The organism is Bacillus sp. M5A3_1b (assembly GCF_053345335.1).
Map to the genome: position 1 here is coordinate 252,747 of NZ_JBKEZY010000005.1, position 25,181 is coordinate 277,927.

General features: G+C 34.1%; 29 protein-coding genes. 19 read left to right on the top strand and 10 right to left on the bottom strand.

The window, feature by feature from the left end:
- Positions 1-15 precede the first annotated feature (15 nt).
- From ACLBWW_RS16205 to ACLBWW_RS16215, 3 genes are all read left to right on the top strand, one after another.
- A complete protein-coding gene (locus tag ACLBWW_RS16205; RefSeq protein WP_048543118.1) occupies positions 16-474 on the top strand; it encodes a spore coat protein in 459 nt (152 codons plus the stop codon).
- Between the two features lie 188 nt (positions 475-662).
- Positions 663-842, top strand: a complete 180-nt coding sequence (locus tag ACLBWW_RS16210) for a hypothetical protein (protein ID WP_001045960.1) — start codon at positions 663-665, stop codon at positions 840-842.
- A 243-nt stretch (positions 843-1,085) separates the two neighbouring features.
- Positions 1,086-1,706, top strand: coding sequence for an NAD(P)-dependent oxidoreductase (locus ACLBWW_RS16215; protein ID WP_048543116.1), 621 nt, complete (start codon positions 1,086-1,088; stop codon positions 1,704-1,706).
- Between the two features lie 25 nt (positions 1,707-1,731).
- Here ACLBWW_RS16215 and ACLBWW_RS16220 read toward each other — a convergent pair whose 3' ends face one another.
- The 3 genes from ACLBWW_RS16220 to ACLBWW_RS16230 all read right to left on the bottom strand — a co-directional run bounded on the left by ACLBWW_RS16220 (position 1,732) and on the right by ACLBWW_RS16230 (position 4,601).
- Entirely contained in the window at positions 1,732-2,214 is a 483-nt protein-coding gene (locus ACLBWW_RS16220; protein WP_000217333.1) for a DUF456 domain-containing protein, read from the bottom strand.
- A gap of 1 nt (position 2,215) precedes the next feature.
- Positions 2,216-3,523, bottom strand: a complete 1,308-nt coding sequence (locus tag ACLBWW_RS16225; protein ID WP_048543114.1) for a hemolysin family protein — start codon at positions 3,521-3,523, stop codon at positions 2,216-2,218.
- 208 nt (positions 3,524-3,731) lie between these two features.
- Entirely contained in the window at positions 3,732-4,601 is an 870-nt protein-coding gene (locus ACLBWW_RS16230) for a hypothetical protein (RefSeq protein WP_048543110.1), read from the bottom strand.
- A gap of 244 nt (positions 4,602-4,845) precedes the next feature.
- Here ACLBWW_RS16230 and cbpA point away from each other — a divergent pair, with 244 nt between their 5' ends.
- The 4 genes from cbpA to ACLBWW_RS16250 all read left to right on the top strand — a co-directional run bounded on the left by cbpA (position 4,846) and on the right by ACLBWW_RS16250 (position 8,215).
- Complete coding sequence (cbpA, locus tag ACLBWW_RS16235; protein WP_001220512.1) at positions 4,846-5,493, top strand: cyclic di-AMP binding protein CbpA; 648 nt, start codon at positions 4,846-4,848, stop codon at positions 5,491-5,493.
- Between the two features lie 443 nt (positions 5,494-5,936).
- A complete protein-coding gene (gene brnQ4 / locus ACLBWW_RS16240; RefSeq protein ID WP_395940533.1) occupies positions 5,937-7,274 on the top strand; it encodes a branched-chain amino acid transport system II carrier protein BrnQ4 in 1,338 nt (445 codons plus the stop codon).
- Between the two features lie 66 nt (positions 7,275-7,340).
- Positions 7,341-7,670: a chaperone CsaA gene (gene csaA, locus ACLBWW_RS16245; RefSeq protein ID WP_048543106.1), complete on the top strand. Its 330-nt coding sequence runs from the start codon at positions 7,341-7,343 to the stop codon at positions 7,668-7,670.
- A gap of 17 nt (positions 7,671-7,687) precedes the next feature.
- Positions 7,688-8,215 (top strand): DUF1572 domain-containing protein, encoded by a 528-nt coding sequence (locus ACLBWW_RS16250; protein WP_000351092.1) that lies wholly within the window; start codon positions 7,688-7,690, stop codon positions 8,213-8,215.
- Here the strand turns inward: ACLBWW_RS16250 and ACLBWW_RS16255 are convergent.
- Complete coding sequence (locus ACLBWW_RS16255; protein ID WP_048543104.1) at positions 8,188-8,493, bottom strand: hypothetical protein; 306 nt, start codon at positions 8,491-8,493, stop codon at positions 8,188-8,190. The two genes, ACLBWW_RS16250 and ACLBWW_RS16255, sit on opposite strands and share 28 nt — an antisense overlap.
- 4 nt (positions 8,494-8,497) lie before the next feature.
- The gene (locus ACLBWW_RS16260; protein ID WP_048543102.1) at positions 8,498-8,794 is read right to left on the bottom strand and encodes a hypothetical protein; all 297 of its coding nucleotides are present in this window, start codon (positions 8,792-8,794) and stop codon (positions 8,498-8,500) included.
- A gap of 89 nt (positions 8,795-8,883) precedes the next feature.
- Here ACLBWW_RS16260 and spoIIP point away from each other — a divergent pair, with 89 nt between their 5' ends.
- The 5 genes from spoIIP to ACLBWW_RS16285 all read left to right on the top strand — a co-directional run bounded on the left by spoIIP (position 8,884) and on the right by ACLBWW_RS16285 (position 13,652).
- The gene (gene spoIIP, locus ACLBWW_RS16265) at positions 8,884-10,038 is read left to right on the top strand and encodes a stage II sporulation protein SpoIIP (protein WP_048543100.1); all 1,155 of its coding nucleotides are present in this window, start codon (positions 8,884-8,886) and stop codon (positions 10,036-10,038) included.
- Between the two features lie 226 nt (positions 10,039-10,264).
- The gene (locus ACLBWW_RS16270; protein WP_048543098.1) at positions 10,265-10,762 is read left to right on the top strand and encodes a GNAT family N-acetyltransferase; all 498 of its coding nucleotides are present in this window, start codon (positions 10,265-10,267) and stop codon (positions 10,760-10,762) included.
- A gap of 11 nt (positions 10,763-10,773) precedes the next feature.
- Positions 10,774-11,514 carry a M15 family metallopeptidase gene (locus ACLBWW_RS16275; RefSeq protein WP_048543096.1) on the top strand — a complete coding sequence of 247 codons (741 nt, stop codon included), beginning with the start codon at positions 10,774-10,776 and terminating at the stop codon, positions 11,512-11,514.
- A 23-nt stretch (positions 11,515-11,537) separates the two neighbouring features.
- Positions 11,538-11,984 (top strand): NUDIX hydrolase, encoded by a 447-nt coding sequence (locus tag ACLBWW_RS16280; protein ID WP_048543093.1) that lies wholly within the window; start codon positions 11,538-11,540, stop codon positions 11,982-11,984.
- A 192-nt stretch (positions 11,985-12,176) separates the two neighbouring features.
- On the top strand, positions 12,177-13,652 hold the full coding sequence (locus ACLBWW_RS16285) for an amidase family protein (RefSeq protein WP_048543580.1): 1,476 nt from the start codon (positions 12,177-12,179) through the stop codon (positions 13,650-13,652).
- 45 nt (positions 13,653-13,697) lie between these two features.
- Here the strand turns inward: ACLBWW_RS16285 and ACLBWW_RS16290 are convergent, their stop codons facing one another.
- A complete protein-coding gene (locus ACLBWW_RS16290) occupies positions 13,698-14,915 on the bottom strand; it encodes an MFS transporter (protein WP_048543091.1) in 1,218 nt (405 codons plus the stop codon).
- A gap of 275 nt (positions 14,916-15,190) precedes the next feature.
- Between ACLBWW_RS16290 and ACLBWW_RS16295 the strand changes: the two genes are divergently transcribed.
- From ACLBWW_RS16295 to ACLBWW_RS16310, 4 genes are all read left to right on the top strand, one after another.
- Positions 15,191-15,619, top strand: a complete 429-nt coding sequence (locus ACLBWW_RS16295; RefSeq protein WP_048543089.1) for an NfeD family protein — start codon at positions 15,191-15,193, stop codon at positions 15,617-15,619.
- A 2-nt stretch (positions 15,620-15,621) separates the two neighbouring features.
- Entirely contained in the window at positions 15,622-16,593 is a 972-nt protein-coding gene (locus tag ACLBWW_RS16300) for an SPFH domain-containing protein (protein ID WP_046959225.1), read from the top strand.
- A gap of 263 nt (positions 16,594-16,856) precedes the next feature.
- Positions 16,857-17,447: a histidine phosphatase family protein gene (locus ACLBWW_RS16305; RefSeq protein WP_033656322.1), complete on the top strand. Its 591-nt coding sequence runs from the start codon at positions 16,857-16,859 to the stop codon at positions 17,445-17,447.
- A gap of 6 nt (positions 17,448-17,453) precedes the next feature.
- Entirely contained in the window at positions 17,454-18,230 is a 777-nt protein-coding gene (locus ACLBWW_RS16310; RefSeq protein ID WP_098721427.1) for a Cof-type HAD-IIB family hydrolase, read from the top strand.
- Positions 18,231-18,237: 7 nt separating this feature from the next.
- Here ACLBWW_RS16310 and ACLBWW_RS16315 read toward each other — a convergent pair whose 3' ends face one another.
- On the bottom strand, positions 18,238-18,699 hold the full coding sequence (locus tag ACLBWW_RS16315; RefSeq protein ID WP_048543083.1) for a DinB family protein: 462 nt from the start codon (positions 18,697-18,699) through the stop codon (positions 18,238-18,240).
- A 171-nt stretch (positions 18,700-18,870) separates the two neighbouring features.
- On the opposite strand from ACLBWW_RS16315, the gene alr reads away from it, so the two are divergent.
- A complete protein-coding gene (gene alr, locus ACLBWW_RS16320; RefSeq protein WP_098721429.1) occupies positions 18,871-20,046 on the top strand; it encodes an alanine racemase in 1,176 nt (391 codons plus the stop codon).
- A 20-nt stretch (positions 20,047-20,066) separates the two neighbouring features.
- Here the strand turns inward: alr and ACLBWW_RS16325 are convergent, their stop codons facing one another.
- Genes ACLBWW_RS16325 through ACLBWW_RS16335 form a run of 3 tightly spaced genes read right to left on the bottom strand, consistent with a single transcriptional unit; the run spans position 20,067 to position 22,562 of the window.
- On the bottom strand, positions 20,067-20,780 hold the full coding sequence (locus tag ACLBWW_RS16325) for a class I SAM-dependent methyltransferase (RefSeq protein WP_048543080.1): 714 nt from the start codon (positions 20,778-20,780) through the stop codon (positions 20,067-20,069).
- Positions 20,773-21,660 (bottom strand): GNAT family N-acetyltransferase, encoded by an 888-nt coding sequence (locus ACLBWW_RS16330; protein WP_098048532.1) that lies wholly within the window; start codon positions 21,658-21,660, stop codon positions 20,773-20,775. Before ACLBWW_RS16330 ends, ACLBWW_RS16325 begins: the two co-directional genes overlap by 8 nt.
- 23 nt (positions 21,661-21,683) lie before the next feature.
- A complete protein-coding gene (locus tag ACLBWW_RS16335) occupies positions 21,684-22,562 on the bottom strand; it encodes a nitrate reductase (protein ID WP_098131857.1) in 879 nt (292 codons plus the stop codon).
- A 386-nt stretch (positions 22,563-22,948) separates the two neighbouring features.
- Between ACLBWW_RS16335 and ACLBWW_RS16340 the strand changes: the two genes are divergently transcribed.
- A complete protein-coding gene (locus ACLBWW_RS16340) occupies positions 22,949-24,157 on the top strand; it encodes a macrolide family glycosyltransferase (RefSeq protein WP_000024481.1) in 1,209 nt (402 codons plus the stop codon).
- A 169-nt stretch (positions 24,158-24,326) separates the two neighbouring features.
- Positions 24,327-25,172: a YitT family protein gene (locus tag ACLBWW_RS16345; protein ID WP_000755133.1), complete on the top strand. Its 846-nt coding sequence runs from the start codon at positions 24,327-24,329 to the stop codon at positions 25,170-25,172.
- The last annotated feature ends 9 nt before the right edge of the window (positions 25,173-25,181 follow it).

The following is a 25,181-nucleotide window of genomic DNA, read 5'->3' on the forward strand; positions in this document are numbered from 1 at the left end:
AAGGGAGGTATTTTCATGGATTGTATGAAAGAATTAATGAGGTATAGTTATATGCTTATTTATAAGGTTGGGGAGTATACAGGGGAGGTAAGAGACGAAGAATTAAAAGAGCTATTACAGCATCATTTACCATATATGTTGCAAGCGTATAATGAACAAGTGAATTTTCAAGAAGGAGAGAATGTACAGCATATAACTTGTGAACCAATTTCATTTCATTTTCATGAAATGGAAAAGGAAACTGATAGTAAATATACAGGGGATATCCATATTGCAACTTGTTATATTTCGCATTTAAAACGGTTAGCACTAAAGTTCGCTCAAGTGGCAGTTGAAGTTGCGAATCCAGAATTCCGCTCGTTTTTAGAAAATTGCTTCCTGAAAATGAATCGTTATGCCTATAGTGTATGGCAATATGTTGTGAAGAAAGAGTATAAGATTAAACATGTTTATGAAAATGAGAAGTTTGCATAAGAAACTAAGGCGGAAAGATAGGCGCCTTAATTTTTTACTTTTCATGGAGAAAAAAAGACTAGGTGTACATATCTATTATTAGAAAATTTACAAATATTTACCGTTTATTTACTATTTTTCAATCTTTTCTTTAAAAATAGAGAGTAATATGGGGGTTGTACATATTCTATCTAAAGGAGGAAACGCAAATGAACAAATGGGTTAAATCATTAACTGCTATGGCACTTGCAAGTTCTTTATTAATGGTAGGTTGTAGTAAAGGTGAGGACAAGAAGAAAGAAGACGATACAACAACACAACAAGAGGACAAAAAGGATAAAGAAACAAGTGGAACTGAGAAGTCTACAGATTCTAAAGAAAAGAAATAAAGTGAAACTTTAATCAGTGGGGCATCCCCCACTGATTATTAGTTGAACCAATCGGGCTTTTACGGGCAGTTGATCCCCATCTAACTTCTTTGTTTTTACTGAATTTTGAGGTGGGGTCTTACTGCCCGTTAAAGCGGGGTAAAATAATAATAGAGCTTCCTCTTATATAGGAGGAAGCTTTTTTGTTGTAAATTGATTGAGATTATTGAAAAATAGAGGGAGAATGAAATAGGGGGAAAACAAATGAAAGTATGTATATTAGGAGCAACAGGTCGAGTAGGTTCAAATATAATAAAATTAGCATTAAAGGATGCAGCTGAAGTAACTGCATTAGCACGTGATTTAAATAGAATAGAAATACAACATGAAAGGTTACGAGTAATAGAAGGTAATGTACTAAATGAAAATGATATAAAGAAAGCGATAGAAGGAAACGATATAGTAATAAGTGCACTTGGTACGGATCGAAATGGAACGTTAGCGAAGAGTATGCCACAAATTATAAAGCAAATGGAAGAAGAAGGGGTACATAAAATCATTACAATAGGAACAGCAGGTATTTTACAAGCAAGAACAAATCTAAATTTATATCGTTTTCAATCAGCTGAATCAAAAAGGAAAATGACAACAGCAGCAGAAGATCATTTAGCTGCATATAAGATACTTAGTAGTAGTAATTTATGTTGGACGGTCGTTTGTCCGACGCATTTAATAGACGGTGATGTGACAGGAGTGTATCGAACTGAAAAAGATGTATTACCAGAAGGGGGAGTGAAAATAACAGTTGGTGATACAGCGCAATTTACGTGGAATCTGTGTAGTGAAAACAAATATGAGAATAGTCGAGTAGGTATTTCATATTAAAAAAACCATCCCGAAATTGGGATGGTTAAAAGATGATATAACATACAAATATGAGAATCATAATGATTTGGAGAATAGCTTTCGCTACTGTGCTGCTTAAAAAACCAACTACAGTAGCAACTCCTACTAGAAAGGCGTCTTTTGGCGCTTTTTTATGCATTAGTTCTGTAATAAATACCGATAAGAACGGTATGATAATTAAACCGAATGGTGGGAAGAAGAAAGATCCGACAATAATAGAAATCATACCGACACGCTCTCCCCATTTAGAACTCCCATATTTCTTTAAGAAATATCCATTTGCAATAAAATCAGCAATGAAAATAAATAGTGTGAAAATGACTTGAATAATCCAAAAGGAAGTTGTTAGTTCTCCGCCATTTATACCAAAATGGTAAATTAAATACCCAGCCCAGACAGCAAGGATGCCTGGAATGATAGGATAAATAAAGGCGAGAAATGAAACAATGAAACAGGCAATAATACAGATTGTTAATAATACTGTCACTTTATAACTCCTTCTTCGTGTCTAATTTATGTACCGCAATTTTTTTCACTTGATGTCCATCAAGTTCTAGTGTTTTAAATTGAAAACCGGCAAATTCAATGGAATAACCAGCTTCAATATTTAAATCAACTGCTTGAGAGAGGAGCCAGCCTCCAATTGTATCTAAATCGCTATCATCAATATGCAGGCCAAACATATCATTTACTTCAGAAATGAGCACCTTCCCATCTAAAACAGTAAGCTTCGGCGTACGTTTTTCAATCATAGGTGATTCATCCGCATCAAACTCATCTTGAATTTCTCCAATGATTTCTTCAAGAATATCTTCCATTGTTAAAAGTCCAGCAGTACCACCATATTCATCCATAATGATTGCCATCTGAACGCGATTCTTTTGTAGATGTACTAATGTTTTGCGAATTGGAACAGTTTCAAATACAGTTAGTACTGGATGTATGTAAGATTCAAGTGGTTTATGAATGCCTTTCGTTTGATCGTGAAATACTTCTTTCGTATTGATCATACCGATGATATCATCTTTATCTTTTTCGATGATCGGATAGCGTGTATACTTTTCAGTTGCGACGATATCCATATTCTCTTCTAACGTATTTTCAGTAGATAAGCAAATCATTTCTGTACGAGGGACCATAATTTCTTTCGCGACCCGGTCGTCAAATTCAAAAATATTATTTACATATTTATATTCGGTTTGGTTTATTTCGCCGCTTTTGAAACTTTCACCTAAAATGAGTCGTAGTTCCTCTTCAGAATGGGCAAGTTCATTTTCTTTCGCAGGCTCTAAACCGAGTAGTTTTGTGAAAAAGATTGCCGTACTATTAAGTAGCCAAATGAAAGGATACATAATTTTATCAAATAAAATAAGTGGTCGTGCAAACTTAAGTGTGATTGCTTCAGCTTTTTGAATGGCGAAAGACTTTGGAACTAATTCACCTAATACAACATGGAAAAATGTAATAACACTAAAAGCAATAATAAAGGATAAAGTATTCGCCATTGTTCCAGTAATATTAATCTTTTCAAAGAGCGGTCGTAGTAAATGTTCCACAGTCGGTTCACCAAGCCAACCAAGCCCTAAAGAAGTAATCGTAATCCCGAGCTGACAAGCTGATAAATAAACATCTAAATTAGATAGGACACTTCTTGCAGCTAAAGCTTGTTTATTGCCTTCATTTGCAAGTTGGTCAATGCGACTTTTTCGTACTTTTACAACAGCGAATTCTGATGCAACGAAAAAGCCGGAAATAAGGATGAGCACAAAGATGAGAAAAATATTTAATATGTCCAAGTGTGTTCTCTATTCCGTAGTTTGGAATAAAGATGTCACCTCCTGCGATTATGTTATGCTTTTATAATAAATCCAAACGAAAAGAATAGTCAAAGAAAAAGGGTAAATATTGGTATGTTTCTGCAATAGTTTTTGAATTTGCTGTTATTTTGTCCGCTATACAAAAGGAATAACCCCCTACTTTCAGATTATAGAGGGTTATTTCAAATTAAGGTTTTGGAATACTTCTCGTTAAAGCGTATGATTGTTGTGTAACGTGATTTGTCGTCCATAGTGTTTGAAGGAAAGAGAGTATGCAATACGGGATATACAAAAGTAATAAGCTAATTGTAACAATAACAGGTGCATTTCCACCGAATTGAACGACAAATTGCAATAGTCCGCTTGCATGAAAAACGCATTCCATAATAACGAATGAAAGAATAATGGAACCTAGAATAGATTTGTGATTCGAAGTAAGCGCTAAAAACAATGTATCTACAAGGAAAGAAGATTGTTTTATTTCATATTCATTGGTGTTACTTAAGAAAGGAACCCACTTTTTTATTGCTTGCATAACGATAATCATAGAAGTACTACAAACGATGATAAAAGATGAGTAGTAAGGAAGCTTTATCAATTTTGCGATGTATAGGAGTAGTAATAAGACTGAGCATTGTAATAATACAGTACAAAAAGAGTACGGTATCCATTTTAATAAAGAAGTGAACTTCTTAACCGATTGAGGTGCTTTAAAAAATAAATGGCCGATCCCTAAGCTGATAAAGAATCCGATTGCAAGAGTAAAGGTAAAACGAACAATCGATAAAAAATATATTTCCCATATGTAAGGGAATAACGGTGTTGAATGATTAGAAGTGTTAACCATTTGATTTGCTGAGAAAAAGATAGATTCGTGCATCCAATCAATCTTTGGAATTGTCATAGAAGAAAGTTGTGCGAAGTTATGAAAAATGCTTATAAAGCCAGTTATGTATGAGTATTTATGTGTAATGAATAATGCAGGAATAGGACTAATGATAAATATAATGAGAACACCAACGATAAATTTACATATATGTGAGCGCAATAAAGACATGTAATCACCTACTCTTAGAATATTCAGAAAATTCTTATTCTTATTTTAGCTTTTTTCGGCGTAAGTTACAATATATTTTTCTTAAAGAAATTTAGTATTGTAGGGGATATAAGTGAATGAAACGTGAATAAATTATGACAAGAAAATGAATAATTTTCAGAAAAGTAAAATAAATTATTTATTTTTTTTTGAAAATATAATATAGTTATGGCACAGAAAGTATTTTAACATAAGGAGGCTGTTTATGAGGATTAAAGGGAATTATGTGCCGAAAAGGGAAGTTTTATTTTGCTCAAGTTCAATTACGATAGGAGAAGCACTGGAGCATTTAAATAAAACTGGGTATCGTTGTGTACCCGTTTTAGATGAAAAAAAAGAGAAATATTTAGGGAATGTATACAAAGTAGATATTTTAGAATATAAAGGTTCGCTTGAAGAGAGTGTAGTACAATTATTAAACGATAAAGAAGGTTATGTTAGAGAAGATTCTTCGTTCTTTAAAGTATTTTTTACAATAAAAAAATTACCTTATTTATCAGTAGTTGATGAAAATGGAGTCTTTCTTGGAATTTTAACGCATAAAAAGGTTTTCGAGTTATTAGAAGATGCTTGGGGCGTTCATTCTAGTAAATATTCTGTCATGATTGGGACACAAGATTATAATGGGGCCATTCAAAAATTATCGACAGTATTAAAGAAATATACAGGTATCCAAAGTTTAATGACTTTTGATAATGACGCCTTATTAGTTCGGAGAATTATGTTTACATTAGGAGAAGAGTTTAACGACGGTGAATTAGAGACGTTACTGAAAGATTTAGAAGATCACGGATTTAGAGTTGTGTATGTGGAAGAGATGAAAAATCCACGCGAAGTTGAAACGATAGAGTAACATGCAAAAGCCATCTAATTATGTTGGATGGTTTTTGTTATGTTACTTGAATAAAGTTATTTAAAAATAATGATAGGATAAAAGTCGAGATTGTAACAATATTTGTGTAAAAGAATAAAAAATGTAGATAATTTTGATTTTCAAAAAAATCAATTTGAAAATATGTTTTTATTTTTCAACTAAATATGTTACTATATGTGTGATAAAAACAAAGAGGTCTGACAACTATACTCCACGCAATACCACTCTAATGAGTTAAATATTCAAAAAAATCAAAAATCAAAAATTAATAATTAGAGTAAAAATAAGGGGAATGGAGAAATTATGGAGAAAGACACTGCTTTGTAAGGGGCATATTTTATCAGCTTGAGCAGAGAGGAGGATGCATAGCATATTGTGAAAATAGAGATAAACAATGAAAAAGTGCTATGCAAATGAAAAGTATGAAGGGACGTTTAAGGCCAGGTGATACGGTAGCAATCGGTTTAATGTTATTTGCACTATTTTTAGGAGCAGGAAATTTAATTTTCCCACCAGTTTTAGGGCAACAAGCTGGAGAGAATGTTTGGATTGCTACAATTGGATTCCTTGTGACGGGAGTCGGATTACCCCTATTAGCTGTAACAGCTGTCGCGTTTGTAGAGGGGGACTTGAAAGCGCTATCTTCTAGAGTTCACCCAATATTCGCGTTTATTTTCCCATTGATTAGTTATTTAGCAATTGGACCATTTTTCGCGATTCCGCGTACTGGAGCCGTTTCATTTGAAATGGGTATGAAGCCATTTTTATCAGAGGCATTGGTTTCCGAATGGTACATGCTATTTCTTTTCACGATAGTTTTCTTCGGAATAACTTGGTATTTATCATTAAATCCATCTAAATTAGTGGATTGGTTCGGAAAATTTCTTACCCCATTGTTAGTATTGATTGTTGCTGTTATTGTTGGAAAGGCAATTATTGATCCAATTGGAGAACCAGTTGCGCCGCTAGCAGCATACAAAGAAAATGCTTTCTTTGGTGGATTTATACAAGGATATTTAACGATGGATGCAATTAGTGCGCTTGTATTTGGAATTGTCGTTGTACAAGTTATCCGTTCTAAAGGAATAAAAGAAAGTAGTCAAGTTGCAAAAATAACAGTAGTATCAGGTATTATTGCAGTACTTGGTTTAACGTTAATTTATTTATCACTTGCTTATCTTGGTTCAACAAGTACATCACTTGGTGTATCAGAGAATGGTGGACTTATTTTAACGAATGTTGTAAATGAGTTATATGGAACAAGTGGTAAAATTTTATTAGGACTTGTTATTATACTTGCTTGTTTAACAACTTCTGTTGGATTAACATCAGCTTGTGCTGGCTTTTTTACAAACTTATTCCCTAAACTTTCGCATAAAGCGATTGTAACGATGGTATGTGTGTTTAGTTTAATTGTATCTAACCTAGGTTTAACACAATTAATCACAGTTACTTTACCAGTGTTAATGATCATTTATCCAGTTGCAATCGTATTAATCGTACTTTCTTACTTCCATAAATGGATTGGGAAGCGTAATACCATTTATATTGGAGCTATTTTAGGCGCATTGTTAATTAGTTTCTTTAACGGTTTAGAAAGTGCGAACATTAAAATTGACGCGATTTCTAACGTACTACAAATGTTACCATTATATAATGAAGGAATAGGATGGTTAATCCCATCATGTATTGGCGGGATTCTTGGTTTCTTCTTCTATAAATCAAATGAATCAAGTGAACTACAAAAGAAAGGTGCTTAGGCGCCTTTCTTTTTTTAAAGGGGATTTTATTGTTTTGTCTAAGTAATAAATGGGAGGAATGATAAAATGGCTAATTTTGAAGATTTTTTAGCTTTGGATTTACGAATTGGAACTGTAACACATGCAGAGGAATTTAAAGAAGCAAGAGTTCCAGCGATTAAACTAGAAATTGATTTTGGAGAGCTTGGAATTAAGCAGTCAAGTGCTCAAATTACGAAGAGATATACCCCAGAAGATTTAATCGGTCAGCAAATCGTTGCTGTTGTAAATTTTCCGCCAAAACGTGTAGCTGGATTTAAATCAGAAGTGCTTGTTTTAGGGGGAGTACCTGAAGCCGATGATGTCGTATTACTTCAGCCCAATATGGAATTACCAAATGGAACGAAAATTAGTTAGTGTAAAGGCGGGGGAACATGGATATTGGACGAGAATATTTACAATGTGCCATTTCGAATTTTGAAGCAACAAAGAAACAAGGGGAACGGGTGCTTTCTCAATTATCATATGAACAGATTGAATGGTCTTCTCATGAAGCAACAAATAGTATAGCGGTTATTATAAAGCATCTGCAAGGTAATATGCGTTCTAGATGGACGGATTTTTTAACATCTGATGGTGAAAAAATAGATCGTAACCGAGACGCTGAATTTGAAGATGGTTATCATTCTAAGGAAGAGGTTCTCGCAGCATGGAATGAAGGATGGGAATATGTTTTGAAAACGATGCATGTGCTAACGCCAGAAGATTTATTACAGACGGTATATATTCGTGGTGAAGCACATACTGTCATGCAAGCAATTGAAAGACAAATTTCTCATTATGCTTTGCATATTGGACAGATTATTTACATTGGGAAGATGTTAAAAGAAAATGAGTGGGAATGTCTAAGTATTCCTAGAGGACAGTCTGCACGTTATGTAGAGAAAAAACGTTCAACATAATAATAGGAAAGAAACCGATATAAAATGGGAAATAAGAAAATCACCCAAATAATAGATGGTTCTGTAATCATAAGCATGCTGCCAAAAATAAGTCCGTATATAATAAGAAAGAAATTAAAAAGCGTATTTACAGGGATAAATCGTGAGATGAACACTTGCTGTCGTTTAAAGCAATCACTGTGAAATAAATAAAAGCGGAAGTACGATGTGGCAATAATAAGATCTTTCTTTCGCACAATTCTTTTTTTGCATGTATGACAGATGAATGGTGGTTGCATTTTATTACGCTCCATTTTTTATTTTCGTAATAACGTAAGACAAGATTAAGTGCAAGGTATATATCCCTATATATGCTCCTGATATAAGAAAAAATGGATTTAGTAAAATTCCATGAATGCTTGTCATGAAAACTAAATCTTGTATTAAAACATCATATATATTAATAGAAATAATTGTACCGAGTACATAAAGTGCTAAGTACGCTGAAATATGTAAAGCAACACGGATTGTAGGATGCTTAGCAAGCCAATAAAAAATAAATGATAGTACAATGGGTAATGTTCCTATTAGTAGCTTCAATTCATTTCACCTCATTAACAATATAGCCGGAATTTAGACGGTCTATTCTCTAGAGCTTGTACATAACTTGAAATAGAGAGGGTGATAGTATGAATCGAGGCTTTTTTTATGTGAAGTTCACAAGTGTACGTAAGTTAGTTTTATTTATTATTACTACAGTACTAGCGACTTTTTTTCTTATTAGTATGATGGTAACCTCTATGAAAGAGACAAAGTCAACGTATTTATATAATTGGTTAAATGAGTTATCGATGAATGGTTACATGTACGTTCTTGGGAAAGAGAATCATTATTTTACACAGGAGTATCGAAATTTAAATCAAGATTTTTCAATTTCTTCGTTTCTCTTTTCTATGGCTACGAATATTCGTTTTAATGATGTACGCAGTTTTGTCGGAAAAGAGCTACCTGGTTTTGGAAAGTACGATACAGAAATTGTTATTGCGGGTGAAGGGACAAATTACTCTAACTTACCGATAGAGTCGAGTGTTCCGCTTGAAGAAGTGGTAAAAGAACGAACTGGTGAAGGTGGACAGGCTCAAAAGCCGAATACGAACAAAGAGAAAAAGCAACCGGCTCAAACAACAGGAAAAAGACAAGTTGCGCTTATTTATCATTCGCATAGTTGGGAATCTTATTTGCCGTTACTAAATTTAGCAAACGATCCAAATCCGAATAAAGCAACAAGTTCCGTCACTAATATTTCAATAGTGGGCGATCGATTTCGTGAACAATTAGAAAGTGAAGGGATAGGAGCTACTAACGACAAGACTGATGTCGGCCAAAAGTTGATTAGTAAAGGGTTAAATAGTAATAGTTCTTACAAAGTGTCACGGGAAATTGTACAAGAAGCAATGACAGGTAATAAAGAACTGCAGTACTTCTTTGACTTGCATCGTGATAGTGCTCGGAAAAATGTCACGACAAAAGCAATTGGAGATAAATCATATGCAAAGCTTGCTTTCGTAATAGGGAAAGGCAATAAAAATTATGAAAAGAACTTACAATTAGCAACAGCTCTTCATGAGGAAATTAATAAGAAATATCCAGGAGTGAGTCGTGGTGTCATTCAAAAAGGATTCCAAACAGGAAATGGTGTCTACAATCAAGACTTATCAGGACAAGCGATATTAATTGAAGTTGGTGGCGTAGATAATACGGAGGAAGAACTAAATCGATCAATTGATGTACTTGCTAAAGCGTTTGGTGAATATTTCTGGCAGGCGGAAAAGGTGAATGGATAAAATGAAACATAAATTAGTGGGAGAGTCTGAAAAAACGTGAGTGTAAAGCTTGCGTTTTTTCTTTGTAATGATGAGGTGTCACAGAATAGACATAATTTGCCGTTGTTATGATAATATCGAAATTTGTCAAATTATACTGGGAGATTTACAAAGGGATTTTCGGAAAATTAGAGAAAATCTTTTTACAAGGAAAACTTTTTATTATAAAACTGGTAGGGTGATAAAAGTGATTAGGGAGATCAAAATAGAAGATGCAGCACCATTTTTACAATTAAGTAAGCAACTAGATGAAGAAACGAAATTTATGCTATATGAACCAGGAGAAAGAAAATTTACAGCCGAGCAACAAGAACAAATGATTCATCGCTTTATAGAAAATGAATATGCAACAATATTCGTAGCAGTTGAAGAAGAAAGTATAGTAGGGTTTATTTTAGTGAATGGAAATAATATTCAAAGAAAGAGACATGTAGCAAGTATTGTAATTGGTATTTTGCAAGAGTATAGTGGGCGAGGTATTGGGACGAGATTGTTTAAAGAGGCTGAGAAGTGGGCAAGATTACATGATGTATGGCGTTTAGAATTAACGGTAATGGCCCACAATACAAGAGCTCAGGCACTATATAAAAAAGTTGGATTTGAGAAAGAAGGTGTCAAAAGAGCAGCTCTTATTATCGGTGGAGAGAACATCGATGAGTATGAAATGGCCAAATTATTAAAATAAGAGGTCGTTATATGAAAAAAAGATGGATACTACTTGGTATCGTAGCGATGATACTCATTGTTGGAGTAGCAGGAATCAATTATAAAATGTATAAGGATAAGCAGGCGCGCGAGGTAAATGTGAATAACATATTTCCGAAAGCGAAAGAAACGATTGCCAATATGGATGGTGATATTGCGGTAATTAGTAATCCGAATTCGATGCTTGTGCTTGTGAATAAAAGTAGACGTTTACCAGATGGATACAGACCGCCAGATTTAGTTATTCCGAAAGTGCGCTACTCAAGTGAAGGTGATCAAGAAAAGAAAAAAATGAGGAAAGAAGCAGCTGGGGCGCTAGAGGAAATGTTTCAGCAAGCTGATAAGGAGCATATTTTCTTATTTGCAGTATCGGGATTTAGATCTTTTGATCGACAAAAAGCATTAAATACGATGTATAAAAAGCAAGATGGAGAAGTAAAAACAGCGATGTCGAGTGCGGTTCCTGGTACGAGTGAACATCAAACAGGGCTTGCTATGGATATTACATCTCAAGCTGCTAAGTTTCAGTTAGAGACAGTTTTTGGTGAAACGAAAGAAGGGCAGTGGCTTTCTGAAAATGCTCATAAATTTGGGTTTGTCATTCGATATACAAAAGAGAAAGAATCGCTTACGGGCTATCGATATGAACCATGGCACGTAAGGTATGTGGGTAACCCACAAGCTACATATTTATATGAAAATCAACTGACGCTTGAAGAAGTAACGCAGTGAACAATTGAGGGGAGAGAAGGATTATGACGGTGTTATATAAGAAAAAAGTACACGCATATGTGACAAGAGAAAAAGAAGGAGTTATGCAACTGCTTGTTTTTAAACATCGTGATATACCTGAAGCTGGTATACAAGTACCAGGGGGAACAGTTGACGAAGGGGAAACGTTAGAAGCAGCAATTTTACGTGAAGTACAGGAAGAGTCTGGATTACGTCATTTATGCATAGAAAGATTCCTAGCCGATTACATCATACTTGTGAAAGAGAAAAAGGAATATCAAAAGCGGCATTTTTTTCACGTAACTTTACTAACGGATGTAAAAGATGATTGGGAACATATTGTAAGTGCCGGTGAGGAAGATCAAGGATTAGTATTTTGCTACGAATGGATGGATATTGCAAAATGCCCTGCATTAGCTGGGAAACAAGGTGAGTTTTTACATTTGTTAGATGAGGTATATGTAAAGTAATAAAAGAGTCTGAAGCGGAAATTTAATCGTTTCAGACTTTTTTTATTTTTCAGGAAATAAAAGGTTTTTACATTGGTAAGTTGAATTCTTTGAAAGGGATTGTAGTTATATATGCGAGGAGCGGAGAAAATGAAAAAGTAATAGATACACGTTATCAATGAAAGCTTTTAAAGAAGGAGAATGAAGATGAAGATGGAGATTCAGTTCAATGCTCGATTACAAAAAGAATTAACAATTCATGATATACAAGTAGCGATGGAAGCTGGGCAATTAACTTCAAAAGAATTAGTTATGTATTATCTTCATAGAATCGCGAAATATGATCAAGAAGGACCAAAAATCAATTCTATTTTAGAAATCAATCCAGACGCTATTTTTATTGCAGAAGCGTTAGATTATGAAAGAAAGACAAAAGGTGGACGGGGACCATTACATGGTATACCTGTTTTACTTAAGGACAATATTGAAACGAATGACTCTATGCATACAAGTGCAGGTACGATTGCCCTGGAACAAAATATAAGTAGTGAAGATGCATTTCTCGTTACGAAACTTCGAGAAGCAGGAGCAGTAATAATAGGAAAAACAAATATGACAGAATTAGCAAATGCAATGTCTTTTGACATGTGGGCTGGATATAGTGCAAGAGGTGGACAAACAATCAATCCATATGGGACGGGCGAGGCTGATATGTTTGTTGGTGGCTCTAGTACGGGGTCTGCGATTGCAGTTGCTGCTAACTTTACAGTAGTATCTGTTGGAACGGAAACGGATGCTTCTATTTTAAGCCCAGCTGTTCAAAATTCTGTAGTCGGTATTAAACCGACTGTTGGTCTAATTAGTCGTAGAGGCATTATTCCGTTCACGTATTCGCAAGATACAGCTGGTCCATTTGCTAGAACGGTTACAGACGCTACTATTTTGCTAGGGAGTTTAACTGGGGTAGACGAGAAGGATGTAGCTACTCATAAAAGTGAAGGTATAGCAGAACATGATTATACAAAATATCTTGATGTTAATGGCTTACATGGAGCGAAGATTGGTGTATTTAGCAATGCACCAAAAGATTATTATGAAACTGGTGAATATGATGAGAAATTGTTTAAGGAAACGATTGAAGTATTGCGTAGTGAGGGAGCAACAGTAGTAGAAAATATTGATATCCCTTCTTTTCATAGAGAATGGAGCTGGGGAGTTCCGCTTTATGAATTGAAGCATAGCTTAGATAACTATCTTTCTAAATTACCTTCTACTATGCCAGTACATTCTATTTCAGAGTTAATGGCGTTTAATGAAAACATAGCTGAAAGAGCTTTAAAATATGGACAAACTAAGTTAGAAAGAAGAAAAGATTTTCCTAATACGTTAAGAAATCCAGAATATTTAAATGCAAGATTAGAAGATATATATTTTTCGCAAGAACAAGGTATTGATTTTGCACTGAAAAAATATAATCTCGATGCGATTCTATTCCCTTCCTATATCGGCTCGACTATATGTGCGAAAGCAGGTTATCCGTCTATAGCGATACCTGCGGGATATATGGATAACGGGAGACCATTTGGAATCACGTTTGCAAGCAGTGCTTTTTCTGAGGGGACTTTGATTAAACTCGCATACGCTTTTGAACAAGCGACAAAGCATCGGAAAATCCCTAACTTATCATAAATAAAATAAATAGGGCAGGAAATCCTGTCCTATTTATTTTGTTCATTAAAGTGAAATGTTTTTTTGCTTTGTCTTATCATATTTTAATAAGTTAAATGATAAACAAGCAGAGCACAATATAAGGATTGAAGCGAGAATATAAATAGTACGAACACCAAACAAATCGGTAATAATGCCAACACTAAGCATAGAAAGACCAGAAGCTGTTGAAAGAAGTGCGCCGTGTGCTGTATACATTTTGGATAATAAAGAAGGAGCGACGCTGGATTGTAAAACCGTCGTTTGAGAAATATCTCTAATTTGATAACATGGCCCCATTAGAACACATAGAAAAAGCGCAATAAACCCGCTACTTGTCATACCATATAAAAATGTAAGAATACTAAACATAAGAGAGCCTATCGCCATGGAGCGTATTAAATTGTTTTGAATGTATGTACTCATTTTCCAAGCTAATATCCCGCCAATTAACGTCCCCACATAATAACTTGTGTTAATATATCCCCACCATTCTTCTCCTTTATGAAGGACAGTTGTTACATAAGCCATCGTAATAGCACCGATCCATATCGTCCCTGCGAAAGTCTCAATTAAGTCCATACATGTAACGGTACGGAGAGAAGGGTTCTGAAATAAGAGTTTCCAACCTTCTAGTAAAGCAGCGCCTTTTGAAGAAGAAGGTTCAATTACTCGTTCAGTATGTATGGAACGTAATGAAACGTGTAGTGCAACACACCCAAAAATCATCAAAATGTTATTCATCATGAGTGTAGAAGTAGCACCGATAAGAAGAACTATAACACTTGTAAATGAATAAGCAGCGGCTTGCGCAATTTGTGTGGAAAAGGAAAAAATACTATTTACTTTTACTAATTGTTCTTTTCGTGTAAGGCGAGGAAGGATACCGTATAATAACGGTGCGCTCCAGCCGCTACATAAAGAAATGAAAAAAATGAAAATGAATAGTGTTACAACGTTTGAGGAAAGGGCTGGGAATAATATCATTAATAAAAATAATAGAACAGTTTTTGTCCATTGTAGTGTGAAAAGTAAGGAATAAGATGAAAAACGATTCATGATAAGTGGTGCAGATGTATTTGCTATAAGATTAGTTATGACTTGTACTAATGGAAAAAGCGCGGTTAATGTAGCTGATTTCGTTGTGGTATACATATGAGTTGTAATAATCATGATGTATACGATGTCAGCAAGAGTAATGCATATTTTAGAGCCTAAATAGTAAATTAGTGAACGATTTTGCAATAAGTACACAACCTTCCTGAGGAAAAACATTCCAATAGTTAGAATAATTATAATTTGAAAGTTGGATTTGTGAAAGAATTTAATTTTTTGTCATTTTTTGAAAGGAAATGTCATGTATAATGAAGAATATATTAATATAGTATTTTATTAATGCTTTTTATAACAGTGAATATGTACAATAGCTTGTAGTAAATGCCCCGGTATAAGAAAGGGCGGATAAACCATTCTTTTCTTCATATACATATAGAAAATGAGAAAGAAAGCGAGGGTTGCATATGGCTGCTTGGGTAATTTGGTTTATAATAGCTGGTATTTTATTTATTGCGGAACTGTTGTCGATTACGTTTTATATGCTTTGGCTTGGAATTGGAGCTGTTGTCGGAGGTCTAATTGCTTTGTTTGCCCCTGAAGCACTACTGTTACAAGTTGTTGCTGGTGCGATTGTAAGTTTAACATTGACTTTCTTTACGAAAAGAATTTCAAAAAACTTTCGAGAAGCAAAAGGTTTTACTGATACAGTAGATTTGCTTGTCGGTAAAAAAGGCATTGTTATGCAAGCGATTACAAATGAAGCGAATGGTATTGTGAAGGTGGATGGAGATACTTGGACAGCTATTGCAGATGATCCAATTGATGTTGGAGAAAAAGTTATTGTTATAAAGAGGCATAGTACTATATTACAAGTTAAAAAGGAGAGTGAATAAATATGGCAGTAGCATTAACATTAACGATTATTTTAGCACTAATTGTTGTTACATTTATCGCATTAACAATTAAAATTATTCCACAGCAAAAAGTTGGAGTCGTTGAAAGATTTGGTAAGTTTCAGCGTATTATGGAGCCAGGGTTAAATTTATTAATACCAATTGTAGACCGCGTTCGTGTATATCATGACTTACGTATTCAACAAACGAATGTACCACCGCAGAAAGTAATTACGAAAGATAATGTACAAGTAGAAATTGATACAATCATTTTCTATCAAATTGTGGAACCAGAACTTGCGACATATGGTATTTCGAACTATGAATATGGTGTTCGTAACATTACTTCTGCAACGATGCGCCAAATTATCGGTAAAATGGAACTGGATGAAACGTTATCTGGTCGTGAAAAAATTTCAACAGAAATTCGCTTAGCACTTGATGAAGCAACAGAAAAATGGGGCGTTCGCATTGAGCGTGTTGAAGTTGTTGATATTAATCCGCCAAAAGATGTGCAAGCATCGATGGAAAAACAAATGAAAGCAGAACGTAATAAACGTGCGATCATTTTAGAAGCTGAAGCTGCAAAACAAGATAAAGTTCTTCGTGCTGAAGGTGAAAAGCAAAGTAAAATCTTAATGGCTGAAGGTGATAAAGAAGCACGTATTCGAGAAGCTGAAGGTATAAAGGAAGCAAAAGAACTAGAAGCGCAAGGGGAAGCAAGAGCGATTGAGGAAATTGCAAAAGCAGAACAAAATCGAATTGAATTACTTCGTGCAGCAGATTTAGATGAACGCGTACTTGCTTATAAATCATTTGAATCATTGATTGAGGTTGCAAAAGGGCCAGCAAATAAAGTCTTTATTCCGTCTAATGCAATTGAAACACTTGGTACTCTTGGGGCAATTGGAGAAATCTTTAAAGAAAAACAAGCGAAGAAATTGCCTTCTTCAGATACACCAAAAGAACAATAAGAGTGAAAAAGAGAAATGGGATTCCATTTCTCTTTTTATTTTTGAGTAGGATAAAAAATATTAGTCCTTTGCCATTATGGATAGGGCTTTTTTGTTTGTCACTTTTCAAAGAATTATAAGTTTAGAGTGTTTGGAATTGTTAAGTGAAATAACACGTTACTAGACGGTTAAAAAACTGTCAAAGTAATATATTTTTGTTAAATAAAATTTAAAATATGATATAATGGAATTTTGTGGATATTAAACAAAGGAGTGGGAAACAAGTGCAAATATTATTAATACGCCACGGAGAATCAGAAGCTGATATCTTAAACGTACATGAAGGACGAGCTGACTTTGAATTAACAGAAAAAGGAAGACAGCAAGTGCAAAGGCTTGTACAGAAAGTGAAAGCAGATTTTCCACCAGATTTCATTTGGGCAAGTACATTAAAGCGTGCTCGTGAAACTGGTGAAACGTTAGCTGAAGGAATTGGATGCCCAATTCAACTAGAAGAGGAATTAATGGAGTTTAATAATGGAGTGCAAGCAGGCTTATCTTTTGAAGAAGCAAAGAAATATCCAGAGCCAAAGTTTCTTCATGACCGTTTTGAAAATGGGGAATCATTTATTGAATTTAGAATGAGAATAGAAGGAATCTTTTCTAAAATCGTGACAGAGAATACTTATGAACGGATAGCAATCGTTGCACACGGTGGTGTAATAAATAGTCTATTACGTGCGTTTTTCAAAATGCCCATTTCAATGGACTATTATTTTAAAATGGGAGATACGGGAATAAGCTTAATTGAAATTGATGGCGAACAAAAAACGGTGCATTTCATAAATGATACGAATCATTTGGACGGGATGTAAAGAACCGTGTACAAAGTAGTGTTTTTTGATGTTGACGGTACGCTTTTAAGTGAGATTGATAGAGGTATGCACGAAAGTACAAAAGAAGCGATACAAAGATTAATAGATAAAGGAATTCACGTAGTTGTTACAACAGGGAGACCATATAGTTTATGTTCGCAATTTAAAGAGCTGGGCATACATACAATTATTTCTGCAAATGGTGCACATATTAAATGTGGGGAAACAGTTCTACATAAATCGGTACTTTCAAGTGAAATCGTTCATGATATCTCAGAGTTTGCAGAATTACATGGTCACGGCGTTTCTTATTTTACTGAGGGTTTTACAACGAACGGAATAGCCTCAGATAATGAGCGTGTAATGCAAGCGCTTAGCGAGACGTTAAATTTAGGGGAGTACCCTGAAAAAAGCAAGGATTTGTCTGAAGAGATCTATTGTTTATGTTTGTATGCGGATGAAATAGAATCTCAAAAATTTATTGAAAAATACCCAATGCTTACATTCGACCGTTTTCATGGTTATGTCATAAATGTATTGGAAGATAATAAAGTATCGAAGCTCACCGCAATTCAAAAAGTATTGGATCACTTTAACATTTGTAAATCAGAAGCAATTGCTTTTGGTGACGGTGGAAACGATATTGAGATGTTGCAGTATGTAGGATTAGGTATTGCGATGGGGAATGGCGGAGAAGTACTAAAAACAAAAGCTGATTTCGTTACAAAGAAGGCGAGTGAAGGTGGTATTTTATTTGCTTTAGAGAAGTTTCATGTCGTCTAACATACCTTTATTGGAATAAAGGTATGTTAGGATCTTTAATGTGCTCGCACAATAAAATATGAATTTGCCCACGATGATGATAAAAGTGTGCAACAATTTCAAGCAACCATTCAAAACGGGAATAAGAAATACCCCAATAAGCAGTCTTAATTTCCGCTAATTCTTCATTGGAATAGGATAAAAAAGTTTTAGAAAGTACATCGTAGCCCTGTAGCATCGTTTTTTGCATTTGCGTAATTGTTTCGGGTGTTTGTTCTTTATAGAAAGTGTGTAGTTGTTTTTCAGTACTACCATTTAAAATGAGTAAATCCGCATGGCAAATAAGAGAAAGATGTGCACACATTTCAAATAGAGATCGCTTCGAGTGAATTGGTTGTATTTTTAAACTATCTTCATTATATTGGTTAAGCATTTGAATAGAAGTATCAACAGCAACTTGTAGTTGATGCAATGCAGATTGTACAAACATTGTAATTCTCCTCTTCTCCGTATATAATAGTTTCTTAAGAGTATTATATCATGCTCAAAATTCCGAAAATTCTAGTAGTTTGACTAGCATATTGAAAAGTATTATATTGTAAAAGGTCATATGAAACGTGAAATAGAATGGAATGCAATTATTGAGTTAGGAGTTAGACCAATGAGTTTGAAATATGGAAGAGATACAATTATTGAAGTTGACTTAAATGCAGTAAAACATAATGTAAAAGAATTTAAAAAGCGTGTGAATGATGAAAATATTGCAATGATGGCTGCTGTAAAAGCAAATGGGTATGGTCACGGGGCGGTTGAAGTTGCGAAAGCTGCTATTGAAGTAGGAATAGATCAGCTTGCAGTTGCATTTGTAGATGAAGCGATAGAGTTAAGAGAAGCAGGAATTAAAGTGCCGATTTTAATTTTAGGTTATACATCAGTAGCAGCTGCGGAAGAGGCAATTCAATATGACGTTATGATGACTGTTTATAGAAGTGAAGATTTACAAGGTATAAATGAAATCGCAAACCGTCTTCAAAAGAAAGCGCAAATTCAAGTGAAAATTGATACAGGAATGAGTCGTATCGGTTTACAAGAAGAAGAGGTTAAACCATTTTTAGAAGAATTAAACCGTATGGAGTATGTAGAGGTAGTAGGAATGTTTACACATTACTCTACGGCAGATGAAATTGATAAATCATATACGAATATGCAAACAAGTTTATTTGAGAAAGCTGTCAATGCAGCAAAAGAATTAGGAATTCATATTCCATATATTCATAGTTCAAATAGTGCAGGTTCAATGGAGCTTAGCAATACATTTCAAAATATGGTTCGTGTAGGTATTGGAATATATGGAATGTATCCTTCAAAAGAGGTAGATCATGCAGTCGTTTCTTTACAGCCTGCGTTGTCGTTAAAATCAAAAGTAGCTCATATTAAACATGCGAAGAAGAATCGCGGTGTAAGTTATGGGAATACGTATGTAACGACTGGTGAAGAATGGATTGCAACTGTACCGATTGGCTATGCTGATGGATATAATCGTCAGTTATCTAATAAAGGGCATGCATTAATAAATGGAGTTCGAGTACCTGTTATTGGCCGTGTTTGTATGGATCAACTTATGTTAGACGTTTCAAAAGCAATGCCAGTACAAGTTGGGGATGAAGTAGTATTCTACGGTAAACAAGGTGAAGAAGAAATTGCGGTAGAAGAAGTAGCGGATATGTTAGGTACAATTAACTATGAAGTTACATGTATGTTAGACAGAAGAATTCCGCGAGTTTATAAAGAAAATAATGAAACGGCTGCTGTCGTAAATATACTAAGAAAAAACTGAATCGTTATGATTCAGTTTTTTTATTTTTGACAAATGAAAAATGTTCTATTTGTACCGTGTAATTGAATGTTCTTAAAACCTACAGATTCCAATGAAGAAATTATTTCTTCATTGGAATAACAAGCTTCCTCAAAAGAAAAGTCACTTCTTTTCCAATTATTATCTATGTCATGTTGAAATAGTATAAAGTTCATTTCTGCTTTTTTATTTTCGTTATCATATGTAGAATCAATTGTACATACATATTCTTCCGCTGAAATATGAAATGAAGCAATCCAATTTTCAAGAAAACCTTTCTCCATATTCATATCAAATACGAATGTACCTTCGCTATGTAATACGGAGTAAACATTATGAAAAACATTTTTTAATTCATCTAATTTTAAAATATGGTTTAAGCTATCGCCAGTAGAGATAACATAGTGAAATTGCTCATTTATATTGAAATAACGAGCATCATCGACGATAAAGGTTGCGTCTGGCGCGTTTTGACGTGCGTATTCAATCATTTGGGCAGAACCATCTATACCAGTTACTAAAAAAGTATTATCAATTAATTTCTTAGTAAGGTGACCAGTCCCGCAGCAAAGATCTAAAATATGAGAATGTGGTGGTGCATATTTTAGAACGAGTTTTTCCAAAAGTAGATAGGAGTGTTCAGCATAATGCCCCCAATGTTTATTATAAATGGATGCGAAAATATCATAATCAGAATAAATTAGTTTTTTACACATATGTATTCACCTCAAGATTCATTACATTATAATAGTCATGCTTCTTTTTCATTTCAAAACCACATTGTGTATATAGTTTTAAAGCGTGGTTATTTTTCGTTTCGACGTCTAATTCAATTGTTGAAATTCCTTTTGTAATAAGGGTATGTACCATATAACTAAGAATATCTTTTCCGTATCCTTTACCTTGATAAGAAGGATGAACGGCGAATCCTGATAGTGTAGTAGATTGTTCTTGCTCAGAAACTGTAATCGTTCCTATCACTTTTTCGCCGATTAGAGCACAGTAAACTTGATAGGAAGGGGAATTCATCATTTTTTGTAACCATGTAGCGGTATTTTCTGCTGAATCTCCAAAAGCTTTACTGGAAATTTCAATAAGATCAAGAAGTGACCCTGAAGATGCAAGAGTAAGCTGTATAGAATTCTTTGTTGTTTTTTGAACTTCTTTTGCATTGAACTCCATACTATATTCACTATATAAATAAGGTAACTTCATATGTCTTGCAAATTCTTTCCCAGAAGCAGAATCCCCATTCATAATAAGAAGAGCTTCATCTGCCTTTCGTATTCGTATTTCTTTCATTGCGGTTTGTAAAAGAGTAGTGCCTATATGTTGTTTCCTATAGTTCGGATGAACAAACCCTATTAACTCCAGTTTTGTCGGTCTTTCAAAATCATACATACTTAATGCACCGATTAATTGAGTATTATCATAAAATAGGAAATCATTTATCTCTTCATTAGTACGAGCAGTTAAAAAGTTTATATGTAAATCTGATGAGTAATCAATTTGATCGTGTTGCCCACAAATATGAGCCAAATCTTTCATTCGCTGAATTTCGTTCGCTGTTAAAGATTTCTTGTGTTCAATATTCATTTCATAACCCCTCTCATTCGTATTTAAAAATAGGATGGATGACTAAGCCACTTTTTTAACTCCACGCTGCCCTGAACAGATAATAACCGGTACAAATATCGATAGGGAGGTCTACATTCTGCAAGATGAGGAAGGGGCATAATGGTTTCGTAACCTTGTTTAAAAGCATGTGCTTCTTTTTCTGTAAACACATATTCTAAGCCGATAAAATCAAACTCCCGGGGAGCAACGGCATAGGCTTCTGTATCTACTAATCCCGTAATAGTTGTACCATCTGATAAAAACTGAGTAGGGTCCATATCAATTAAAACGAGCGTTGATTCCTTTGGTGCTGGTAAGGAAGAAAGTTGTGATTCAAAAGTAGGAAATGCATTTTGTATGCTTGCATTATCGGAATAAAACATATTCACAAGCTCTTTACTCACATTTAAAATGTGTGATTGGAATTCATCTAGTGTAATTTGGAAGGAACCTGACACATTTCCTATGTAATCGGCTTTAAATGTATGTATTTCTGCAAGCCCTTTTCCTAGACTGAATAAAATAGAATCTGGTTGCCCGATAAAAGATTGAACTGTGTTACCTACTAACTTTTCGGCTACAACGAATTCACGGCCATTTAAAATATGTTTTTCTAATATTGCTGGGATAGGAAGATTAGTATATTCTTGCAGCAATGTATGTACAGCTTTTAAATGATGTACGTTCCTTGGATTAATTCCAAATAGGTTTTTACATCCCCACCAAAAATCATTATTTGCCTCTTCATTCATTTTAGAAGAACGAACGATGACTTCTGCATCTTCTGTTCGGACGAGAAACACATCGCTTGCATGGTCTTCATAACCTGGGTGTAAAGCTTGAATAGATAAAATAGGTGAAGTGAATAGTTGTTGTAGCATGAAGTTGCTCCTTTTTCTGTAAATTCTATAAATTCATTATATAACAGAATATGTTTCAAATGGATAAAGATAAGGACAACATAGAACTTAAATAAATTTATAGTGAGAAATCAGTGTGGAAATTATATTTTTCTAGTTTTGTATGAATTATCAAAATAATGTTTCTGATGATAAATCTGTAAAAATGCCTGAATGTAAATCCCGTATTTTTCAATAAATGAAAGGTTAAGCATACTTTTATAAGAGTTATAATGTAGGTTATGAAAAATATTTCTCAATAATAAAATGAAGTGAAAAATATGAAGAAGTAGAATAGATTCCTTTATAATAGTTTTAAATTAATCAATATAATTAACTATTAATATTGTTAGATAGGAGAGAATATGATGGCAAATGTACTCGTAATAAATTTTCCTGGAGAAGGTCATATAAATCCGACTTTAGCTATTGTAAGTGAGTTAATTCGGCGAGGGGAGACAGTTGTTTCGTATTGTATTGAAGATTATAGAAAGAAGATTGAAGCAACAGGTGCAGAATTCCGAGTGTTTGAGAATTTCCTCTCTCAAATTAATATTATGGAACGAGTAAATGAAGGTGGGAGTCCTTTGACGATGCTATCTCATATGATTGAGGCATCAGAGCGTATTGTGACTCAAATTGTAGAAGAAACAAAAGGGGAAAAGTACGATTACTTAATATACGATAATCATTTTCCCGTAGGACGTATTATAGCCAATGTTTTAAAATTACCTAGCGTTTCTTCTTGTACAACATTTGCTTTTAATCAGTACATTACTTTTAATGATGAACAAGAATCCAGACAAGTAGATGAAACGAATCCATTATATCAATCTTGTTTAGCGGGAATGGAAAAATGGAATAGGCAGTATGGAATGAAATGTAATAGTATGTATGATATTATGAATCATCCTGGTGATATTACTATTGTATATACTTCAAAAGAATACCAGCCGCGTTCAGATGTATTCGATGAATCGTATAAGTTTGTCGGCCCATCAATTGCTACTCGAAAAGAAGTAGACAGCTTTTCTATGGAAGATTTAAAAGATGAAAAATTGATCTTCATTTCTATGGGAACAGTTTTTAATGAACAACCTGAACTATATGAAAAATGTTTTGAAGCGTTTAAAGATGTAGAAGCGACAGTCGTATTAGTTGTTGGTAAGAAAATAAATATAAATCAATTTGAAAACATTCCGAATAATTTTAAGTTGTATAATTATGTGCCGCAATTAGAAGTATTACAGTATGCTGATGTATTCGTGACACATGGTGGTATGAATAGTTCGAGTGAAGCGTTATATTATGGTGTCCCGTTAGTTGTAATTCCGGTAACAGGAGATCAGCCTTTAGTTGCGAAACGAGTGACCGAAGTAGGGGCTGGAATAAGGCTTAATCGTAAAGAATTAACTTCTGAATTGTTACGTGAGACTGTAGAAAAAGTTATAGATGATGTGACGTTTAAGGAAAATAGTCGTAAAGTTGGAGAGTCACTTCGAAATGCTGGTGGGTATAATAGGGCAGTTGATGAAATATTTAAAATGAAGATGAATTCATACTTAAAACTTAAATAAATGTTTGGAGCACACTTACTGTAATATGTAAGTGTGTTTCTATAAATAAATTACATAAAAAATCACTGTAAAGGTGAAACTTTTGTGTATATAAACTCATATCTTTGAATTAGTAGTAAAATTACGTTAAAATAATACTAAGAAAATATATAAGTTTTGGGGGTAATGAATGAAGAAAGTATTTGAATACGTACTATTAACAATTGGCTCAATTATTGTAGCGGGTTCATTAGAACTTATTTTAGCACCTAATGGATTAGTAGATGGCGGGGTAACAGCCATTGCTATTATGGCGAATAAAGTTGCAGGATTGCCGCTTTATGGAGTGTTCTTAGGAATTAATATCCCGATTTTATTATTTACTGCAAAAGTAATGGGAAAGAAGTTCTTTATCCGTACATCCTATGCAAATGTTGTTACAACACTCGGATTGATTTATTTAAAACCGTTTCCAGCAATTACAACTTCTGAATTGTTAATTGTTCTTTATGGAGGAGTTCTATTCGGTGTGGGAGTAGGGATTGTAGTAAAAATGGGCGGAGCAATTGATGGATCAGAAATGTTAGCTGTTTGGATGAATAAACATTTTAAAGTGCCGATTAGTACATTTTTACTTGCTGTAAATGCGGTTATTTTCATTTTTGTTGCCATTTTATTTTCAATTGAACAAGCGATGTTCTCATTAGCAATTTTCTATATTGTTACGAAGATGATTGATTTCATATTAGATGGTATTAACCAAGGAAAGAGCGTTATGATTATTTCTGGTAAAAATAAAGAAATAGGCGATCTACTTATGAAAGAATTGCAATTATCCGTTACGTATCTACATGGAGAAGGTGGTTTTTTAGGAGAACATAAGAGAATCATTTATTGTATTACAAACCGTTTCATTTATCCGAAAATGAAAGATCTCGTTCTCTCTGTAGATCCAACTGCTATCATTGAAGCTTCCTATTCAACAGAAACAACTGGTGTTAAGCGTCCGGGAAGGACTGCGAGATCAGAAAAATAGTGAATGAAA

Coding starts and splice junctions, on each gene's coding strand:
- ACLBWW_RS16215 (WP_048543116.1), top strand. CDS start 1,086: ATGAAAGTATGTATATTAGGAGCAACAGGTCGAGTAGGTTCAAATATA.
- csaA (WP_048543106.1), top strand. CDS start 7,341: ATGGCTAATTTTGAAGATTTTTTAGCTTTGGATTTACGAATTGGAACT.
- ACLBWW_RS16335 (WP_098131857.1), bottom strand. CDS start 22,562: ATGCTACAACAACTATTCACTTCACCTATTTTATCTATTCAAGCTTTA.
- ACLBWW_RS16210 (WP_001045960.1), top strand. CDS start 663: ATGAACAAATGGGTTAAATCATTAACTGCTATGGCACTTGCAAGTTCT.
- ACLBWW_RS16340 (WP_000024481.1), top strand. CDS start 22,949: ATGGCAAATGTACTCGTAATAAATTTTCCTGGAGAAGGTCATATAAAT.
- ACLBWW_RS16325 (WP_048543080.1), bottom strand. CDS start 20,780: ATGTGTAAAAAACTAATTTATTCTGATTATGATATTTTCGCATCCATT.
- ACLBWW_RS16295 (WP_048543089.1), top strand. CDS start 15,191: ATGGCTGCTTGGGTAATTTGGTTTATAATAGCTGGTATTTTATTTATT.
- ACLBWW_RS16285 (WP_048543580.1), top strand. CDS start 12,177: ATGGAGATTCAGTTCAATGCTCGATTACAAAAAGAATTAACAATTCAT.
- ACLBWW_RS16275 (WP_048543096.1), top strand. CDS start 10,774: ATGAAAAAAAGATGGATACTACTTGGTATCGTAGCGATGATACTCATT.
- alr (WP_098721429.1), top strand. CDS start 18,871: ATGAGTTTGAAATATGGAAGAGATACAATTATTGAAGTTGACTTAAAT.
- brnQ4 (WP_395940533.1), top strand. CDS start 5,937: ATGAAGGGACGTTTAAGGCCAGGTGATACGGTAGCAATCGGTTTAATG.
- ACLBWW_RS16345 (WP_000755133.1), top strand. CDS start 24,327: ATGAAGAAAGTATTTGAATACGTACTATTAACAATTGGCTCAATTATT.
- ACLBWW_RS16255 (WP_048543104.1), bottom strand. CDS start 8,493: ATGCAACCACCATTCATCTGTCATACATGCAAAAAAAGAATTGTGCGA.
- ACLBWW_RS16330 (WP_098048532.1), bottom strand. CDS start 21,660: ATGAATATTGAACACAAGAAATCTTTAACAGCGAACGAAATTCAGCGA.
- ACLBWW_RS16230 (WP_048543110.1), bottom strand. CDS start 4,601: ATGTCTTTATTGCGCTCACATATATGTAAATTTATCGTTGGTGTTCTC.
- ACLBWW_RS16280 (WP_048543093.1), top strand. CDS start 11,538: ATGACGGTGTTATATAAGAAAAAAGTACACGCATATGTGACAAGAGAA.
- ACLBWW_RS16250 (WP_000351092.1), top strand. CDS start 7,688: ATGGATATTGGACGAGAATATTTACAATGTGCCATTTCGAATTTTGAA.
- ACLBWW_RS16205 (WP_048543118.1), top strand. CDS start 16: ATGGATTGTATGAAAGAATTAATGAGGTATAGTTATATGCTTATTTAT.
- ACLBWW_RS16300 (WP_046959225.1), top strand. CDS start 15,622: ATGGCAGTAGCATTAACATTAACGATTATTTTAGCACTAATTGTTGTT.
- ACLBWW_RS16315 (WP_048543083.1), bottom strand. CDS start 18,699: ATGTTTGTACAATCTGCATTGCATCAACTACAAGTTGCTGTTGATACT.
- cbpA (WP_001220512.1), top strand. CDS start 4,846: ATGAGGATTAAAGGGAATTATGTGCCGAAAAGGGAAGTTTTATTTTGC.
- spoIIP (WP_048543100.1), top strand. CDS start 8,884: ATGAATCGAGGCTTTTTTTATGTGAAGTTCACAAGTGTACGTAAGTTA.